Annotated in this window: 19 protein-coding genes and 1 pseudogene; 8 read left to right on the forward strand and 12 right to left on the reverse strand. The window is 40.0% G+C overall.

What is annotated here, in order from left to right; all coding sequences use genetic code 11:
- The 12 genes from QU01_RS02565 to QU01_RS02620 all read right to left on the reverse strand — a co-directional run.
- On the reverse strand, positions 1–1,501 hold a 1,501-nt coding region (locus tag QU01_RS02565), incomplete at its 3' end, for a SabA family sialic acid-binding adhesin (RefSeq protein ID WP_033762105.1).
- Between the two features lie 502 nt (positions 1,502–2,003).
- Entirely contained in the window at positions 2,004–2,261 is a 258-nt protein-coding gene (rpsR, locus tag QU01_RS02570) for a 30S ribosomal protein S18 (RefSeq protein ID WP_000440196.1), read from the reverse strand.
- Between the two features lie 22 nt (positions 2,262–2,283).
- Positions 2,284–2,829 (reverse strand): single-stranded DNA-binding protein, encoded by a 546-nt coding sequence (locus QU01_RS02575; RefSeq protein ID WP_033762103.1) that lies wholly within the window; start codon positions 2,827–2,829, stop codon positions 2,284–2,286.
- Between the two features lie 9 nt (positions 2,830–2,838).
- Positions 2,839–3,267, reverse strand: coding sequence for a 30S ribosomal protein S6 (gene rpsF / locus QU01_RS02580; protein WP_033762101.1), 429 nt, complete (start codon positions 3,265–3,267; stop codon positions 2,839–2,841).
- A 154-nt stretch (positions 3,268–3,421) separates the two neighbouring features.
- Entirely contained in the window at positions 3,422–4,444 is a 1,023-nt protein-coding gene (gene holA, locus QU01_RS02585; RefSeq protein WP_033762098.1) for a DNA polymerase III subunit delta, read from the reverse strand.
- Positions 4,434–6,368: an RNB domain-containing ribonuclease gene (locus QU01_RS02590; protein WP_033762097.1), complete on the reverse strand. Its 1,935-nt coding sequence runs from the start codon at positions 6,366–6,368 to the stop codon at positions 4,434–4,436. The genes holA and QU01_RS02590 overlap by 11 nt, the downstream gene beginning before the upstream one ends.
- Entirely contained in the window at positions 6,368–7,159 is a 792-nt protein-coding gene (locus QU01_RS02595; protein ID WP_033762095.1) for a shikimate dehydrogenase, read from the reverse strand. The genes QU01_RS02590 and QU01_RS02595 overlap by 1 nt, the downstream gene beginning before the upstream one ends.
- Before the next feature lie 7 nt (positions 7,160–7,166).
- On the reverse strand, positions 7,167–7,757 hold the full coding sequence (locus QU01_RS02600) for an SH3 domain-containing protein (RefSeq protein WP_033762094.1): 591 nt from the start codon (positions 7,755–7,757) through the stop codon (positions 7,167–7,169).
- Between the two features lie 8 nt (positions 7,758–7,765).
- Entirely contained in the window at positions 7,766–8,812 is a 1,047-nt protein-coding gene (locus tag QU01_RS02605; protein WP_033762092.1) for a microcin C ABC transporter permease YejB, read from the reverse strand.
- The gene (locus QU01_RS02610; RefSeq protein ID WP_033762091.1) at positions 8,809–10,587 is read right to left on the reverse strand and encodes an extracellular solute-binding protein; all 1,779 of its coding nucleotides are present in this window, start codon (positions 10,585–10,587) and stop codon (positions 8,809–8,811) included. The genes QU01_RS02605 and QU01_RS02610 overlap by 4 nt, the downstream gene beginning before the upstream one ends.
- On the reverse strand, positions 10,588–11,568 hold the full coding sequence (gene trpS, locus QU01_RS02615; RefSeq protein WP_033762089.1) for a tryptophan--tRNA ligase: 981 nt from the start codon (positions 11,566–11,568) through the stop codon (positions 10,588–10,590).
- 70 nt (positions 11,569–11,638) lie between these two features.
- Positions 11,639–12,376 carry a methyltransferase domain-containing protein gene (locus QU01_RS02620; RefSeq protein ID WP_033762087.1) on the reverse strand — a complete coding sequence of 246 codons (738 nt, stop codon included), beginning with the start codon at positions 12,374–12,376 and terminating at the stop codon, positions 11,639–11,641.
- A 122-nt stretch (positions 12,377–12,498) separates the two neighbouring features.
- Here QU01_RS02620 and secG point away from each other — a divergent pair, with 122 nt between their 5' ends.
- The 8 genes and pseudogenes from secG (at position 12,499) to QU01_RS02660 (ending at position 17,177) form a co-directional block, all read left to right on the forward strand.
- Positions 12,499–13,086: a preprotein translocase subunit SecG gene (gene secG / locus QU01_RS02625; protein WP_033762085.1), complete on the forward strand. Its 588-nt coding sequence runs from the start codon at positions 12,499–12,501 to the stop codon at positions 13,084–13,086.
- A 6-nt stretch (positions 13,087–13,092) separates the two neighbouring features.
- Positions 13,093–13,650: a ribosome recycling factor gene (gene frr, locus QU01_RS02630; RefSeq protein WP_033762083.1), complete on the forward strand. Its 558-nt coding sequence runs from the start codon at positions 13,093–13,095 to the stop codon at positions 13,648–13,650.
- Positions 13,651–13,653: 3 nt separating this feature from the next.
- Positions 13,654–14,259, forward strand: coding sequence for an orotate phosphoribosyltransferase (pyrE, locus tag QU01_RS02635; protein ID WP_033762081.1), 606 nt, complete (start codon positions 13,654–13,656; stop codon positions 14,257–14,259).
- Positions 14,260–14,712: pseudogene (locus QU01_RS02640) on the forward strand (RDD family protein); the annotation flags it as partial.
- Positions 14,709–15,398 (forward strand): SIR2 family NAD-dependent protein deacylase, encoded by a 690-nt coding sequence (locus QU01_RS02645; RefSeq protein WP_033762077.1) that lies wholly within the window; start codon positions 14,709–14,711, stop codon positions 15,396–15,398. The pseudogene QU01_RS02640 and the gene QU01_RS02645, both read left to right, overlap by 4 nt.
- Positions 15,399–15,499: 101 nt before the next feature.
- The gene (locus QU01_RS02650) at positions 15,500–15,901 is read left to right on the forward strand and encodes an NAD(P)H-quinone oxidoreductase subunit 3 (protein WP_001183540.1); all 402 of its coding nucleotides are present in this window, start codon (positions 15,500–15,502) and stop codon (positions 15,899–15,901) included.
- Entirely contained in the window at positions 15,901–16,380 is a 480-nt protein-coding gene (locus QU01_RS02655) for a NuoB/complex I 20 kDa subunit family protein (RefSeq protein WP_001183511.1), read from the forward strand. The genes QU01_RS02650 and QU01_RS02655 overlap by 1 nt, the downstream gene beginning before the upstream one ends.
- On the forward strand, positions 16,380–17,177 hold the full coding sequence (locus tag QU01_RS02660; protein ID WP_001900492.1) for an NADH-quinone oxidoreductase subunit C: 798 nt from the start codon (positions 16,380–16,382) through the stop codon (positions 17,175–17,177). The genes QU01_RS02655 and QU01_RS02660 overlap by 1 nt, the downstream gene beginning before the upstream one ends.

The following is a 17,177-nucleotide window of genomic DNA, read 5'->3' on the forward strand; positions in this document are numbered from 1 at the left end:
TGTCTCCTAGCTTTTTGTATTGGCTGCTGAAGTTTGCTAAAGTGTAGGCGAGATCTTCGGCTTGTTGGATTTGTTCGGCTTGAGCGCCAAAATGCGCGATGCTGTTGTTTAAAGCGGTTATGGTTTCTCCCACATACGCGCAACCGGAAGCGAAAGTGTTAGAAGTAACCGTTCCGGATGGCGTGCCGTATGTGCCATTACCATAAGGGTTATTGCATGTAGCTAAATACTTTTCAACAAAATATTGGAAGTTCCCGCTAATCTTCTCTGGGTTGATAGTGTTCCCCACTTGATCGGCTAAATTGATCATTTTGGCTTGCGCTTGTGCATTAGCGAGCATGCCGTCAGCAAATTTGGCGTCTGTGAAAGGGTTGAAAGGCTGACCCCCACTGCCTCCTATTGGAGTTGTTTGTTCATTGCTGTTAATGACGCTCGCTTGATTGACCATCTCTTGAGCGTCCGTGATCATTTTTTGGATCGCGCTGATTTCTTCCTTAAAAGCGCCACACATACCCCCTCCCCCACTATTAGGATTCCATTTCCACTGTGCACCATTATTCATCTGATAAGGTGCCGTAAACCATGGGCATGCACTGTTGATGGTGTTGATGAGCGTGCTCGCTTGCGCTAACAGCGCTTGCGCGCTATTGGGGACTCCTTTCAATTCGTTGGTGATTTCGGTGTAGGATGCACCTTCCCATTTTTTCCCGTTATATGTTTCCCCATGAAGAACGACTCCTGATTTTGTGGTAACGCTCACTTGTTTGCCATCTATGGTTTGGGTTGTGGTTTCACTTCCCCCTACTTGTTCAAGTTCTTTATCATTCGCTAATTCTATCTTACAGTTATTATTCCCTTCTCCCGAACAAGTATAACTATAAGTTACATCCACTGTGCTATTATTTTGATTCAGTGTCGGTAAGCCTTGTTTTAAAGCCGTTTGCAAGATCTGATAGGCTTCGTTGAGCTTTTTAAAAGTCTCAATAGGTATAGGCCCTTGGACTCCAGCCGGTAAATTGCCAAATTGGCAAGAGATTTGAGTGGATTTGTATCCTGGCTCGTTGTTAAAGTTGGTTTGAATCCCTGGCGTTGGAGAAGCACCACTATTTTTATCATACCCCCCGCATTGCGTTACATAACCCACGATATTCCAAAACCCTACCGCCGCATTGATGGCTAAAAGCACGGCTTGATAGGCGGGAGAATTCTTTTTGTCATTGAGCAAGCCAGCCGCGCTTGCGCCTAGATCGTTACGCACCCCATTGATCGCGCTCGGATCAGAAGAGAGCTTGATAAGGGTGTTTAGGGTGCTGTATTTGGTTAAAAGGTTGTTTAACTTTTCATAATTGTCTGAGAGTTCTTGAATGCCTTTGGTGTTTTTCACCATTTGAGCGGCTTCACCGATTTGATAGCCTGCACTCATATAAAAGCCGTCGTCTTCAGCGCTTAAAGTGGAAACTAAAAGCGATCCTAAGGTTAATGAAAGGATGTGTTTTTTCATGTTTTCTCCTTGAAATTAAAATGGTCAGGTGAGTCTTTTAAAATGATAAGATCTTATCACAAGATTTCGTTAATATAGCATGAATTGATAAGATTTTTGCGCTAATTTGGCGTTTTGTTGTTTCAAAAAAAAAAAAAAGATTTTGGGGTGTTTTGGAACTATTCTCAATTATTAAAAAGGTTTTAAAATAGGGTTTAATAGGGATAAAATGGGGGTTTGATTGCTTGCTGGGATCGTTTTGAATTTGGTTATAAAACTCTTAAGGGGATATTTTAAATGGGATCGCTTTAGTTTTGGTTGTAAGACTCTTAAGGGGGTATTTTAAAATAACATTCCCACTAATAACGCTTAAGAAATCACCGCTAAAATCAAGCTTTTTCATTTTGTCTTAAAAAGGCTTTTTATCGTTTTTACCGCTAGCGCTCCATAAAAGCCAAGCCAAGATTAAATAAGATTAAATAAGATTAAAAGGGCATGCCCCCTATTAGCCCTAATCAAAAATTTAGTGCTGTTTAAAAGGGCTATCCACGACTTTTTTCCTATCCACAATGTAGGGGATTAAAGCCATGTGGCGGGCTCTTTTGATCGCTACTTCCACCCTCTCTTGCCACTTTTTGCTATTGCCTGTCAACCTTCTTGGCATGATTTTATAGCGCTCTGATAGCGTGTGCTTGAGCATGTCTAAATCTTTATAGTCAATAAAGCTGATTTTAGCTTCGGTGTATTTGCAATAGCGTTTTGAATAGCGTTTTCTTTCCATAATGTCTCCTTAATTTTAACCCTTAAAAGGGGATTTCTTCTTCATCAATATTGATTTCAGGCACGCTGTTTTGATACTTGGACGGCTGTGCTTGTAAATTCTCTTTAGCGTAAGCGTTTTGCGCATAACTTGGGGCTTGGTTAAAAGGATCCTGGCTGGGAGCGTTATGATTAGCGGGATAAGCGTTGTTGAAACCCTCATGCATTACGCTATCTTGCATAGTGTTTGCTTGGGGATTGTCTGACTTTTTATCCATAAATTGCAACGAGTCCGCTGTGATAGTGTGGCGGGAATTTTTTTTGCCCGTTTGATCCATCCAGCTCTCATAAGTCAAACGCCCTTCTATCAAAACGCTTGAACCCTTACTCAAATACTGGTTAGCGATTTCAGCCGTTCGCCCGAACAAACGCGCATCTATGAAGCACACCTCTTCGCCTAGCGTGCCGTCTTGCTTTTTGAAACGCCTGCTTGTGGCTAAACCTATTGTAGCCGCAGCCGAACCGCTAGGCAAATATTTCAACTCCACATTCCTTGTCAAACGCCCTACCATAATCACTTTATTAAACATGATAAGCCCTTATTCGCTATGAGATCCTACGCTTTCTGCTTCCTCTGTGTGGTGAGAATGCGTGTGTTCGGTTTTTTCGTGTTTTTCTTTAGTGTGTGATGGCTTTTTATTAGCCCTATCCACTAACGCATGCCACGCTTCCACTTCTTTCTTGCTTTCGTATTTGATCACAATGAAACGCAACACATCTTCATTGATGCGATACAATCGTTCAAGCTCTAAAATCATTGACGACTCCGCTTTGAAATACGCCACATAATAATAGCCTCTTTTGTGCTTTTTGATTTCATAAGCCAAATTACGCATGCCCATATCCAGGCTCGTTTCAATCACGCCGTGGTGCTTAGTGATCACTTCTCTGTAAAATTCAATTTTGGATTTAATCTCTTCTTCTACTAAAGTAGGTTTGAGAATAAACATCGTTTCATAATGCCTCATCCATTCTCCTTGTGGTTGTATAGCCCTTTTTTTACTAAAAAAGAGCAAGGTCTAAAAAACTTTCAATTATACCTTGCTTTCGCTTGTTTTTGGATTAAATTTGGTTTTATTAAAGTATTGAACCTAAATTTTAAGAAATACCTTCCAGTATTTTTCAAGGGTTAATGATTTTTTGAATGGGAGTCAAATACAAAAAGCCCAATTCCTTTTGCCCTTGCATGCTTTGAAGGTGCCATAACCTAAAAATTTCAAAAACCCTCTTATAGCCGGCTTCTTTCAAACGCAAGGCGTTTTTAGCGTAATTTTCTACAATCTCTTTAGGAGGAGCGTAGCCTAAAACCTCTTTAGCGTCCATTAAACCGGTCGTTTTAATATGAGCGAAAAATAAAAAAAGCTGGTAAAAATACCGCTCTAACCCCCTTAAAATATCCGCATCTTTTTTGCCCTCTTTTAACAAATAATCATAAATATCAAGAACGCTTTTTTTCAAAAAAAGCCCTAAAATGAGCTTTTGCAAATCCATATCCCCCGCATTGGAGCTTAATTCTTGAATGTCTTCTAAAGCGATGGGCGTATTTAAAACCGCTAGCTTGTCTAAATCGTTAAACGAAATGCCTAAATCTTCGTTATTAATTTCAAAAAGAGCGTTTAAAAGATGGCTGCTGATGTCTAAATGTAAAAAATTAGCCCTTTCTTGCAAGAATTTCAAACTCTCCCAAGTTTTAGGGGTAAAAAAGCGCGCACAGATCGCTTCATCTTTCAAGGGGCTTTTTTGGAAAAATTTAACGATAGTATCGCTAGTGTATTTGTATTTGGTGGTGTCGCTTTTAGCATTATAAAGCCCTATGATGAGCCTGTTATGGCTAGGCCGCTCTAGGGCTTTTAAAAAAAGATTGATATCATTTTCCTTAAATTTCTTATGCAGCGCAAAATCCAGTTTTAAAATGACTAAACTGCTCCCTCCAAATAAAGAATCCTGCTCTAAAAGGGTCGCAATCTGGCTTTTTTCATAATCGCTCGCATAAAAAAGCGAAGTTTCTGTGTCAGGGTTATCGCATTTAAAAAGCGTGCTAATCGTTTGAATATAATAATGGATAAAAAAATCAAACTCCCCATACAAAAACACCGCTTTAGGGAGGCGTTGTTTTAAATAATGGTCCAAATCTTTACGATACATGCTCTTTAATCCTTTCTGTGATTTCGCCTCTAACTTGCCCTAAAATCAAATCCGCATGCGTGATTGTAACGCACACTTTTTCTAACGGCTTAAAAACCTTGTTTGTTTTGACTAAAACTTTAAGCCCTATAAATTCTTTTAACCCCACCACCACCCAATCTTTAACCTCCAAAACCACGCCCAAAAATTCTTTTTCTAAAAGTTCTAAAGCCAAGCGGGCGAATTTGCGTTTGATGAAATCCCTTTCAATCAAAGCGGCCTTTTTCTGCAAAGCGTTCAACTCAGCGCATAATTCAGGCGTTTCTTCTAACAGATACGAGCAGCCTTTAGCTTGATGAAACAACAATTCTTTTAAAAGCCTGTGTAAGGCTAAATCGCTGTATCGTCTAATGGGCGAAGTGAAATGCGTATAGCTAATAAACCCCAAACCAAAATGGCTTTCTTGCGTGGGGCTATAAAGGGCTAAATTTTGAGACTTGATGATTAAGCGTGAAACTTCTCTTTCTATACTCTTTTCTTTGGCTATCTTTAAAGCATGCTCTAAAAAAGGGAAAAAGCCCATGTTTTTAGGGCGAACAATCTCATAATCAAAAAGCTTGGCGTAAAGGCGTTTTTGCTGCTCCAAACTGGGCTCTTTATGGGTGCGGTATATCCCCTTATTGTGAAAATGCTCATCTAATAACCCTGCGCTAGATTGGTTGGCTAAGAGCATGGCTTCTTCTATGAGGGTGTGCGCATCGCTTTCTGTTTGCGTTTCAATTTTTTCTATACGCCCTTCTTTATTTAAATACAGCTTGTTTTCAAACGAATTGAAATTAAACCCTTTTTTTAAACGCTCCTTTTTTAACTTTAAAGCCATTTCTAAAAACCCCAAAAGGCTTTGCTGCAAATCTTTATCTAAAGAGCTTTGTTGGGCGCTTAAAAAATGATTGATTTCTTCATAAGTGCAATTAGCCCTAACTTCAATAACGCCTTGAGATAATCGGGCGTTTTTCAAATTATCTAGAGGGATTTCATACACTAAAGCCAGGCGTTTTTCAAACGCTTTTAATGAGCATGCCCCTTGAGACAAACTCAAAGGCAGCATGGGATAGACGCTGTTAGGGAAATACACGCTAAAGCCCCTAAGCCTAGCTTCTTTATCCAAACTAGAATGTTTCGGCACAAATTCGCTCACATCAGCAACCGCCACAAACAAAACCCTTTTTTCTTGATCATAAAAAATCGCATCGTCAAAATCTTTAGCGTCTTTGGGGTCAATGGTGATAAAAGGGAGGTGAGAATAATTGATCCTGTCTTTAAAATCGCTCGCTTTAAGTTGCGCGTAATGTTGGGCTAAATTCAAACAATCTTTTGAAAAATCCTTAACCCTGTCAAAAAGGCTTAAAGAAAGGTTCTCATCTATTAAAGGGTATTCTAAAGCCCCTAAAATTTCGCTGATTTCACGCTTTTTAAGATCGATCTTCACCACGCAATGCCTGGGCAATTCTAGTAAGGATCTTTGGCTGTGCTTTAAAGAAATAGGTTTTTTAAAAGGCTCTTTAAAAGGGATAGCCACAATCTGGTTTTTTTCTTTAGCCAAGTAAGCTATCATCGTGTGATTTGCATTGAAAAGCGCGGCTTTAAAAAAGGCTATGGGGCGTTTTTTAGAACATTCTATTTGGCATAAAATCCAAGCGTCTGTTTTAAAAGAGGGGGGTAAGTTTTTGATTAAAGGGTCTTTAGGGTAATTTTTCGCCAAAGAAATGAAAAACGCCTTATCTTTTACTTTTTCAACTTTGCCTATATCAAAGCCTTCTTTTAAAAAATAGCGATCCTTGTTTGATTGAAGCGCTTCTTTTAAAACGCCCTTTTCTACTAGGGGAGCGAATCGTTTAGGGATCTTTTTAACCCCAAAAAACAGGCCTCTTAAAAACCCTTGCATCAAAAAACACTTCGCATGACTTCAAACGCTTTTGAATAAGGGATTTGAGAAGCACTAAATTTTTCAAAACTTAAAGAGGCTTGATAGATGAGCATGTCTTTCCCGTCTTGAAAAGGGATTTCTAACTCTTTAGCCAGAGATAAAAAGGGCGTTAAAAACCCATACGCCAAATCATAAGCGAGTTTGCCCTCTTTAAAATACCCTTTCAAAACCTCTTTATTCAAAGGCAATTCGTTATTCAAACTCGCTGAAGTGGCGTTAATGATCAAATCAAAAGCGCTTTTAGGAGGCTCCATGAAACAATCACAACCCAAGCGTTGGAAAAAATCTAATCCCCTAATAGAGCGGTTCAACACGCTCACTTGTAAGCCTTGTTTTTTCAATTCACACGCTAGGGCTTTAGCGCTCCCCCCAGATCCTAAAATCAGAGCGCTCTGGTAGCCCTCACCTCCCAAAGAGAGCCAAAAACCTAAAGCATCAGTATTGTAACCCACAAGCTCATCATCTTCCAAAACAAGCGTATTGATTGAAGCGCATTTGTGCGCGATACCTTTGATTTTATCGCAAATTTGAAACGCCCTTTCTTTAAAGGGTAAGGTTACATTAGCCCCACTCAATCCTAAATGCAAGAACTCGCTTTTGATGTGGCTTTCTAAAGGGAGTAATATGGGGTGGTAATGCCCCAAAAACCCTAATTCTTTTTGAAAAGTTAAAAAACAAGCGTTATGGATTAAGGGCGATTTGGAATGCTTAATGGGATTTCCAAAAACCCCAAACGATTTTAATTTCATTATTCTTTCATTCAGCCTTTTTTAAAAGTTTTAAAAACACATAGCCCTTTGTTTTATTAGAAAATTCAATTTCAGCCCAATCGTTTTGGATTTCTAAAACCTTCACGCTTTTATTTTTTAAAAGCAATCCCAAGATTTTACCTTTTGTGCTAGGAAAAGCGCGCACATTCACGCCACTGACTGCGACTTTATACTCTAAAGGTTTTTTTCCCATTAAGGGGGTTGTAGGGGTTTTTTGATTGTTTTGAGTGGGCGAGACGCTGTCTTGTTTAGGCTCGTTTTCTTTTTCTTGCTCTTGTTTAATCTCTTGTTTAGTTTCTTTTTCTTGTGCGGTCGTTTCTAAAGGTGGCGCTGTGTCTTTAGTGGGGTTTTCTTCTGTAGCGGTTGTGATCGTGTTGACTTCTTCTTGTTTGGGCGAAAGCGCGCCGTTTTGGCTCTCTGTCTCGGTTTTTTCTACATTTGGGCTTATTGGAGCGCTGTCTTTTTTCACATAAAAACCAAGCATAGCATGCACTAAAGCATACAACAACATGAACGCCAAAACCACCAACAAAGGCCGCATAAAAAGTTTTAAAGAAGATTTCATCTCATTTTTCATTCCTACCCTCAACGCTTTTCAAAATCAATCCTAGGGTCAATCACCACGCAGAGCAAATCGCTTATCAAACTCGCTACCAAACCCAAAAGCGTGAAAATATAAAGCGAACCAAACACAACGGGATAATCCCTACTCACAATGCTTTCATACCCTAAAAGCCCTAACCCATCTAGGCTAAAAACAATCTCTATCAACAAACTTGAGCTAAAAAACATGCCTAAAAAAGCCTGCGGAAAACCCGCCACCACTAACAAAATCGCATTGCGGAACACATGCGCATAAAAAATGCGCCCCACTGAACAGCCCTTAGCCTTAGCACTCAGTACATAAAGCTTGCCCATTTCATCTAAAAAAGAGTTTTTCACTAAAAGCGTAAGGCTTGCAAAACCCCCTAAAGAAATGCAAAGAACGGGCAAAGTGATATGCCATAAATAATCCTTGATTTTGCCTAATGCGCTCAAACTTTCAAAATTATCGCTCACTAGCCCCTTTAAAGGGAACCAATGCCAATAATTCCCTCCAGCAAAAAACACGATCAACACCACCGCAAACAAAAAGGCCGGGATAGCGTTAGCGACAATGATCACCACGCTGCTTAGCACGTCTAAAGGCTCGTTATTGCGTTTGGCCTTAAAAATCCCCAAAGGGATAGAGATAAGATAAATCAAAAGCGTGCTAAAAAACCCTAACGAAATGGATACCGGCAATTTTTCCTTAATCAAATCTACCACTTTAATCTGGCGATAAAAGCTCTCCCCAAAATCAAATTGCAGATATTTTTTGAGCATGAGAAGATAGCGCTCCCCTATGGGCTTGTCAAAACCATAGAGTTTTTTTAAATTTTCTAACAAATCGCTCTCTAACCCTTGAGACGCCCTATACGAGTGCTCTTTAACAACGCCTTGAATCTCTTTGGACTGCGTGTTATTGATTTTAGCCATCATCTGCTCTATGGGGCCTCCAGGAGCCGATTGGATCAGAAAAAAATTAATGGTCATGATAGCCAATAAAGTAGGGATAATCAAAAGCAAGCGTTTGAGGATGTAAGCAATCATTGAAGATCCTTTTCTTTTATCCACCACAAATACGGCGAAAATCCATAGCTAGGGCTGATTTCAGGCATGCCAATGTAATTATACGCTGCGATCCTGTAATTAGGCAAATAAAAATGCGGTATCACATAAAACCCCCACAACAGCACCCTATCCATCGCTTGAATGGCGGCTAATTGCTCCTTGTAATCTTTAGCGTTAATGATTTTTTCAATCAGATCATCTACCGCTTTACTAGAGATTCCCGCATAATTCCTTGTGCCTTTTTCTTTAGCGCTCAAAGAGCCAAAATAAAAGCGCTGCTCATTACCCGGGAAAGACGATTGGCCAATCACCCCTACAATCATGTCAAAATCATAGCTTTTGATCCGATTGACATACTGGCTTAAATCCACCCTTTGGATTTTCATTTCAATCCCTAACACCCTTAAGTTTTTAGCAAAAGCCAGAGCTAATCTTTCAAAGGCCGGGCTGTTTAAAAGCAAAGTGAAACTAAACGGCTTGTTATTTTTATCCACTAAACGCATGTTTTTGTAAGAAAAGCCCGCGCTTTTTAGAAGGCTTTGGGCGTATTTTAAATTTTCCCTCAAGTTATCGCCCAAAACATCAGCCCCATCGGTTCTAGGCACGACATAAGGCTCTTTAAAAACCCTTTCATCTAAACTCTTTTCATAAGGGGCTAACAGAACTTTTTCTTCAGGGCTTGGGAGTGGAGGGGACGCATAAACAGAGTTGCTGAAAAAACTGGTGGTTCGTTTGTATTGCGAAAAAAACAAATTTTTATTCGCCCATTCAAAATCAAACGCATAAAACAAGGCTTCACGAACCCTTTTATCCTTAAAAATTTCCCGGCGCGTGTTGAAGAAAAACCCTTGCATGCCGCTTGGCATTTTGTGGGCTATGAGGTATTTAGTGATTTTTTTATTATCCATAGCTTTCCCCACATAGCCCCTAGCCCAAATTTTAGCCGTGCTTTCAATACGCCAATCATACGCCCCGCTTAAAAAAGCCTGTAAAGCGATGGTTTCGTCTTTGTAATACTCAAATTTGATCTCATCAAAATTGAATTGCCCCTTTCTGCTAGGCAAATTTTTCGCCCAATAATTAGGGTTTCTTTGGTAGGTGATTTTCTTGCCCACATCAAAAGAAGCGATCACATAAGGGCCGCTAGAAACAGGAATGAGTAAGGGGTTTTTTTCAAAATAATCCTTTTGAAACGCTTTTTTGGAAAAGATCTGCAACTGCCCTAAAATGAGAGGCAACTCTTTATTTTCAGTGGTTTTGAAAATGAATTTAACATGGTGTTTGTCTAAAATAACCGCCTTTTTAACATCTTGGTAATACTGCCTATAAATAGGCGATCCTAATTTCATGATCGTATCAAAGCTAAACTTCACGTCGCTCGCTAAAATGGGAGCGTTATTGCTGAATCTCGCTCTTTTGTCTAAGGTGAAAATCACATAGCTGTTATCCTTAGCCACTTCTGCGTCTTTAGCGATCAAAGGGTATTCGGCAAAAGGTTCGTCTAAACTTTGCACCATTAAAGTGTCATAAATCAGATCCAAACCTTCGGCTTTAGTGCCTTTGAGCACAAAAGGGTTAAGGCTATCAAAAGTCCCTATGGCGTCATTTCTTAAGACACCGCCTTTTCTGGCGTTAGGGTTAGCGTATTCAAAATGCGTGAAATTCTCCTTATATTTAGGCTCTTCGCCCAAGTATAAATAAGGCGTAGCTTTAAGGAAACAAAACACCCCTAACCATAAACTTAAAATTTTCATCTAAACCAACCCCATCAATTCTTTAGCCTTTTGGTAAGTCATTTGCGCTAAAGGCCTGGCTTTTTCTACGCCGCCATTTAAAACGGCTTTCACCTCATCATCGCTGATTTCTTTGTATCTTTCTTGGATGGGTTTTAAAGCCTGGATCATTACTTCAGCTAATTCCTTTTTAAAATCCCCATAGCCCTTATTTTTGAAACGCTCTTCTATGTTTTCTGGGCTTTCATTGCTTAAAAGCATGTAGATATTTAAAAGGTTAAAAACGCCCTCTCTTTTTTCATCAAAGGCAATAACGCCCATAGAATCAGTGGCCGCTTTTTTGATTTTCCTTACAATAATGTCCGGCTCATCTAAAAGAAAAATCGCATGGTTAACCCCTTGATGCGATTTACTCATCTTCACTTTTGGATCGTCTAGCCCCATAACCCTTGCCCCCACTTTAGCGATCAAAGGCTCTGGCACTTTAAAGCAGTTCCCAAAATCCCTGTTAAATTTTTCTGCAATGTTTCGCGTGAGCTCTAAATGCTGTTTTTGATCTTCGCCCACTGGCACTAAATCGCTTTGGTATAATAAAATATCTGACGCCATTAAAATAGGGTAATTGAAAAGCCCCACATTCACACTTTTAGGGTTTTTTAAAGACTTGTCTTTGAATTGCGTCATTCGTTGCATTTCCCCCATAGACACCTGGCAATTTAATAGCCACGCTAAAGCCGGGTGCTCATCCACTTCACTTTGAATGAATAACCCCGATTGCTTAGGATTAATCCCGCAAGCTAAAAGCAATTTGACTAACTCATAGGTTTGGGATTTTAAAAATGCAGGATCTATGGGTAGGGTGATCGCATGCGAATTGACGACGCAAAAAAGGTTTTCATATTCATCTTGCATCTCTACCCAATGCTTGATCGCTCCTAAATAGTTGCCCAAATGGATTTGCCCAGTAGGTTGGATGCCTGAAAAGACTCGTTTTTTTTGCATGTTGTTTCTCGTTGTTTTAGTTAGTGTTATTGTAACCACCTAATTTTAATATTTTAATTTATCTTAGTTTTTAAGAACGCTTGATCCCAGAAAAGAGTAACACTTCATAGCTCAATTTTTCAAACGCCATGTTTTGAAAAAAATGTTTTTTTTGCTTGAAACTCAGCGTTGAACCCCCTAAAAGACCGCATTTTTTAAGGTAATTCAAGCCATCTTGTTTGCGGTTGAAATAAAGAACGAAGCGCTTGTTTTCTAATTCTATTTGAAAATTTTTAAAAGCGTTTTTGATCAAGGATTTGAGCGTTTTAAGATCCCTTAAAGGCGAAGGCGTGCCTAAAAACTCATGCACTTCATGCAAACTAAAATCCGTATGGATAGCTAAAGCCACCTCCTGACTAGAAAGAGCGATTTTTTCTAAAACGCTTTTTAAATCCCTTGCCCATTGCAAAGATGAAGAGGACACAACCAGATCGTAATCGCAAAAAACATGTTCTTCAAAATCCGCATGCTCTAAAGAGATTTTTTGAATGTTAATAGAATGCGTGGGGTGTAATTTGAGCATGTTCATAGAATTATCCAAAGCGATAAAGTCTTCAATCACAATATTTTGCCGCTCTAAAGCGTTAAAAACAGCCCCACTCCCTGATCCTAAATCCAAAACTTTAGCGTAACGTTTTTGTTTTAAAAATTGAACAAGACAGATAGCGATTTGTTGCTGGATATGAGCAAAGAGGTGATAAGTTTTGGCATGCCTATTGAATGCATGCTGATTGAATGCATGCTGATTAAATGAATGAAAAGAGTCCAAACCACCGCCTTTAACGCACTACGCTTGAAATTAAAACTAAATTTTAGTGTATTCTTAGCAAATTTTAGATAAGATCAAGCGTAATTTTTTCTAAATTTTAGGGATTTAAGGAATCAGTGTTTATGACAAGCGCTCTGTTAGGCTTACAAATTGTTTTAGCGGTATTGATTGTGGTGGTGGTTTTGTTGCAAAAAAGTTCTAGCATCGGCTTAGGGGCTTATAGCGGGAGCAACGAGTCTTTATTTGGCGCTAAAGGGCCCGCAAGCTTTATGGCGAAATTGACCATGTTTTTAGGGTTGTTATTTGTCATCAACACCATCGCTTTGGGCTATTTTTACAACAAAGAATACGGCAAAAGCATTTTAGATGAAACTAAAACTAAGCTTTCGCCCTTAGTCCCTGCCACCGGCACGCTTAACCCTACGCTTAATCCCACATTAAACCCAACGCTCAACCCTTTAGAACAAGCCCCCACTAACCCTTTAACGCCAAAACAAACGCCTAACGAACTCCCTAAAGAGCCAGCCAAAACGCCTTCTGTTGAAAGCCCCAAACAGAATGAAAAAAATGAAAAAAATGACGCCAAAGAGAATGGTATAAAGGGTGTTGAAAAAACCAAAGAGAATACAAAAACGCCCCCAACCACCCACCAAAAGCCTAAAACGCATGCAACACAAACCAACGCCCATACCAACCAAAAAAAAGGATGACAAATAATGTTACAAGCCATTTATAACGAAACCAAAGATCTAATGCAAAAAAGCGTTCAAGCTTTAAACAGGGATTTTTCCACTCTAAGGAGCGCGAAAGTTTCAGTCAATATCTTAGATCACATCAAAGTGGATTATTACGGCACGCCCACCGCATTAAATCAAGTCGGATCCGTGATGAGCTTGGATGCGACCACCATTCAAATCAGCCCATGGGAAAAAAACCTGCTCAAAGAAATTGAAAGATCCATTCAAGAAGCCAATATTGGCGTCAATCCTAATAACGACGGCGAAACGATCAAGCTTTTTTTCCCGCCCATGACAACCGAGCAAAGAAAACTCATCGCAAAAGACGCCAAAGCGATGGGCGAAAAGGCTAAAGTGGCTGTAAGGAATATCCGCCAAGACGCCAACAACCAGGTGAAAAAATTAGAAAAAGACAAAGAAATCAGCGAAGATGAAAGCAAAAAAGCCCAAGAGCAGATTCAAAAAATCACCGATGAAGCCATTAAAAAAATTGATGAAAGCGTGAAAAACAAAGAAGACGCGATCTTAAAGGTCTAAACCATGGATATTAAGGCATGTTATCAAAACGCTAAAGCGCTATTAGAGGGGCATTTCTTGCTCAGTAGCGGGTTCCATTCCAATTATTATTTGCAATCCGCTAAAGTTTTAGAAGATCCCAAACTAGCCGAACAATTAGCGCTAGAATTAGCCAAACAAATCCAAGAAGCTCATTTGAATATTGAATGCGTATGCTCGCCGGCTATTGGGGGGATCTTGGCTGGGTATGAGCTTGCAAGGGCTTTGGGCGTGCGTTTTATCTTCACTGAAAGGGTGGATAATATCATGGCGTTAAGGCGTGGTTTTGAAGTCAAAAAAAACGAAAAAATTTTAGTGTGTGAGGACATTATCACTACGGGAAAATCCGCTATGGAATGCGCTAAAGTTTTAGAAGAAAAGGGCGCTCAAATCGTGGCTTTTGGCGCTTTAGCTAATCGGGGCATTTGCAAGCGCACCCATTCTCATTTAAAAGCCCAAGAGGGCGCGTGTTTGCCTAGCCATTTGCCCCTATTTGCTTTAGAAGATTTTGTTTTTGACATGCACAAGCCTAGCTCTTGCCCTTTATGCGCTAGTAGCGTTGCTATAAAACCAGGAAGTCGTGGCAACTAAAAAAACCAAAAAAATAAAACCCCAAAAAAAAAGCAAGCGTTAGAAAGCCCTTTAAAAGGGTTGAATCTCTCTTTACGCTTAAAGGCCTTCATCACCGATATTTTTATGATTTATACCCCCATGCTTTATATAATGACTTATGTAATTTTAGGGAGCGCGAAGGATTTTAGGGAAAACCAGAGCGCGATTTTTTTGTGCCTGCTTTTTTACGCCCTAACGCACAGCTTTTTTATCGCTTTTAAATCCCAAAGCCCTGGCATGCGTTACGCTCGGTTTAAATTAGTCAAAAATAATGGCAAAAAAGTGGGCTTTTTTTTAGCGTTGTGGCGCTTTGTTTTGTGGGTGTTGAGCATGGGGTTACTCATAGGGTTTGTTACGCCTTTTATTTTTAAGTTTTTTTTGCATGACAAACTCAGCGGCACTCATATTGAAACCATCAAGGAGGAAACATGAAAAATTTAGTGATTTTGAGTGGGGCTGGCATTTCAGCAGAAAGCGGGATTAAAACCTTTAGGGACGCTGATGGCTTGTGGGAAGGGCATGACATCATGGAAGTCGCCTCGCCTTATGGTTGGAAAAAGAACCCGCAAAAGGTGTTGGATTTTTACAACCAAAGGCGCCGACAGCTTTTTGAAGTTTATCCTAACAAAGCCCATAAGGCTTTAGCGGAATTGGAAAAACACTATCAAGTTAATATCATCACCCAAAATGTAGATGATTTGCATGAAAGAGCGGGTTCTTCTCGCATTTTGCACTTGCATGGGGAATTGTTAAGCGTTCGCAGCGAGAAAGATCCTAATTTAGTTTATAGGTGGGAAAAGGACTTGAATTTAGGCGATCTCGCCCAGGATGATTCGCAATTACGCCCTGATATTGTGTGGTTTGGCGAAGAGGTGCCTTTGCTTGAAGAAGCGATTTCTTTAGTCAAACAAGCACACCTTTTAATCATCATTGGCACTTCTTTGCAAGTCTATCCGGCCGCTGGCCTCTACACGCATGCGAGCAAAGACGCCCTCATTTATTACATTGACCCTAAGGCTAAAAACGCCCGTTTGCCCCAGAATGTCCAATGCATTAATGAAAGCGCAGTGCATGCCATGCAAGATTTAATGCCCAAACTCATAGAAATGGCTTCTTAAGAAATGTTAAAATAATTTTTATTTTTTCAGCTAACGATTAGCAAAAACATGGTTTAATTGGCTTCATCATTTGCTAGTAATTAAAGGAGTTTGAGAGTCTGATGCAACAAGCCACAGAAGCATTGAATCACCCCTATTTTGGCGTTTTTGTTTTGCTAGTATTCACCTTTTGGGTGTTTAACTTAACCTTAAGGATTCAAAGGTTTTTAAGCCGTAAAATGGCTCAAAAAAAGGGCGAAAAGCTCAAGCTCGCTCCCTATGAATGCGGGCCTGTGGCTCTCAAGCAGCCTAATAGAGTGTCGCACCATTTCTATATCATGGCCATGCTTTTTATTTTATTTGATGTAGAAATCGTTTTCATGTTCCCTTGGGCGATTGATTTTAAAAAATTAGGCTTGTTTGGACTCGTTGAAATGCTAGGCTTTGTCTTCTTTTTAACCATTGGTTTTATTTACGCTTTAAAGCGAAACGCTTTGAGTTGGCAAAAATTAGAGGTGAAATAATGCAACAAGCACCGGTTGTTCTAAGCACTTTGGATAAATTATTGAATTGGGGGCGTTCTAATTCGCTTTGGCCTTTAACTTACGGCTTGGCGTGTTGCGCGATTGAGATGATGGCGACAGGGGGTTCAAGGTTTGATTTTGACCGGTTTGGCACGATTTTTAGAGCGAGCCCTAGGCAATCGGATGTGATGATCATCGCTGGTACGCTCACTAAAAAACATGCCGAATTTATGCGTAGGCTCTATGATCAAATGCCTGAGCCTAAATGGGTGATTTCTATGGGGAGTTGCGCTAACACGGGTGGGATGTTTAACACTTATGCGACCGTTCAAGGAGCGGATAGGGTTGTTCCTGTGGATATTTATTTGCCCGGTTGCGCGCCACGCCCAGAAACTTTGCAATACGCTCTTATGGTTTTGCAAGATAAAATCAGACGCTCTAAAGCGATCAAACAAGACGCTCCTAAAAGGTTAGTGTGATGGTAAGAAAACAATCCCCCTATGAAGATGTGCAAAAACAATCGCGCCAGCATGACCCCTATAAAATCATAGAACCCACCCCTAAAAAATATTTAGAGGGCAGCGCTTATGAGGTCATTTACAACCACCTTTCTTACAAACATGAGATTTTAGACAAATACATAGAGACTAACACGGCTGTGTTTTGGATCAAAAAAGACGATATTTTTTCTGTCGCTACGACTTTAAGGCATTTGGGTTATGAGTGTTTGAGCGAAATGAGCGCGATAGATTTGTGTGCTAAAAAAGGGCATTTTGAATTGTTTTATCAATTTGTGGGTTTTAGCGATAGCTGTAAGAACCGCCGTAGGGTGCGCGTGAAGTGCGTTTTGTTGCCTAATGAGAGCGTGGATTCTTTGAGTTTTTTATACCGCTCGGCTAATTGGAGCGAAAGGGAAGCGTATGACATGCTTGGTATTGTGTTTGACAAACACCCTTATTTGAAACGCCTTATCATGCCGCATGATTGGGTAGGCCACCCTTTATTGCGTTCTTATCCACTCAAAGGCGATGAATTCGCTCAATGGTATGAAGTGGATAAAATTTTTGGTAAAGAATACCGAGAAGTGGTGGGCAAAGAGCAGAGAGACAGCGCAAGAGTGGATGAAAAAGACACTTTCAATTTCGCAAAAATTGGCTATGAGCAGGGCAAGGGTGAAGAATTAAAAGAAACAGAAGAAAAGCATGCGTTTAAGAAAATCCCTTTTGTCAAAGATTTGCACAAAATCGCCCCCACTATCTTAAAAAAGAGGCTATAA

It is taken from the genome of Helicobacter pylori SA221C (genome assembly GCF_000476855.1).
GTDB lineage: Bacteria > Campylobacterota > Campylobacteria > Campylobacterales > Helicobacteraceae > Helicobacter > Helicobacter pylori_DK.

What these genes read in the sequence shown, in the direction of transcription:
- rpsF (WP_033762101.1), bottom strand. Translation starts at nt 3,267, where the DNA reads ATGAGGCATTATGAAACGATGTTTATTCTCAAACCTACTTTAGTAGAA.
- QU01_RS02610 (WP_033762091.1), bottom strand. Translation starts at nt 10,587, where the DNA reads ATGAAAATTTTAAGTTTATGGTTAGGGGTGTTTTGTTTCCTTAAAGCT.
- QU01_RS02600 (WP_033762094.1), bottom strand. Translation starts at nt 7,757, where the DNA reads ATGAAAAATGAGATGAAATCTTCTTTAAAACTTTTTATGCGGCCTTTG.
- rpsR (WP_000440196.1), bottom strand. Translation starts at nt 2,261, where the DNA reads ATGGAAAGAAAACGCTATTCAAAACGCTATTGCAAATACACCGAAGCT.
- QU01_RS02575 (WP_033762103.1), bottom strand. Translation starts at nt 2,829, where the DNA reads ATGTTTAATAAAGTGATTATGGTAGGGCGTTTGACAAGGAATGTGGAG.
- QU01_RS02590 (WP_033762097.1), bottom strand. Translation starts at nt 6,368, where the DNA reads ATGCAAGGGTTTTTAAGAGGCCTGTTTTTTGGGGTTAAAAAGATCCCT.
- QU01_RS02595 (WP_033762095.1), bottom strand. Translation starts at nt 7,159, where the DNA reads ATGAAATTAAAATCGTTTGGGGTTTTTGGAAATCCCATTAAGCATTCC.
- QU01_RS02605 (WP_033762092.1), bottom strand. Translation starts at nt 8,812, where the DNA reads ATGATTGCTTACATCCTCAAACGCTTGCTTTTGATTATCCCTACTTTA.
- QU01_RS02660 (WP_001900492.1), top strand. Translation starts at nt 16,380, where the DNA reads ATGGTAAGAAAACAATCCCCCTATGAAGATGTGCAAAAACAATCGCGC.
- holA (WP_033762098.1), bottom strand. Translation starts at nt 4,444, where the DNA reads ATGTATCGTAAAGATTTGGACCATTATTTAAAACAACGCCTCCCTAAA.
- QU01_RS02650 (WP_001183540.1), top strand. Translation starts at nt 15,500, where the DNA reads ATGCAACAAGCCACAGAAGCATTGAATCACCCCTATTTTGGCGTTTTT.
- trpS (WP_033762089.1), bottom strand. Translation starts at nt 11,568, where the DNA reads ATGCAAAAAAAACGAGTCTTTTCAGGCATCCAACCTACTGGGCAAATC.
- secG (WP_033762085.1), top strand. Translation starts at nt 12,499, where the DNA reads ATGACAAGCGCTCTGTTAGGCTTACAAATTGTTTTAGCGGTATTGATT.
- frr (WP_033762083.1), top strand. Translation starts at nt 13,093, where the DNA reads ATGTTACAAGCCATTTATAACGAAACCAAAGATCTAATGCAAAAAAGC.
- QU01_RS02655 (WP_001183511.1), top strand. Translation starts at nt 15,901, where the DNA reads ATGCAACAAGCACCGGTTGTTCTAAGCACTTTGGATAAATTATTGAAT.
- pyrE (WP_033762081.1), top strand. Translation starts at nt 13,654, where the DNA reads ATGGATATTAAGGCATGTTATCAAAACGCTAAAGCGCTATTAGAGGGG.
- QU01_RS02645 (WP_033762077.1), top strand. Translation starts at nt 14,709, where the DNA reads ATGAAAAATTTAGTGATTTTGAGTGGGGCTGGCATTTCAGCAGAAAGC.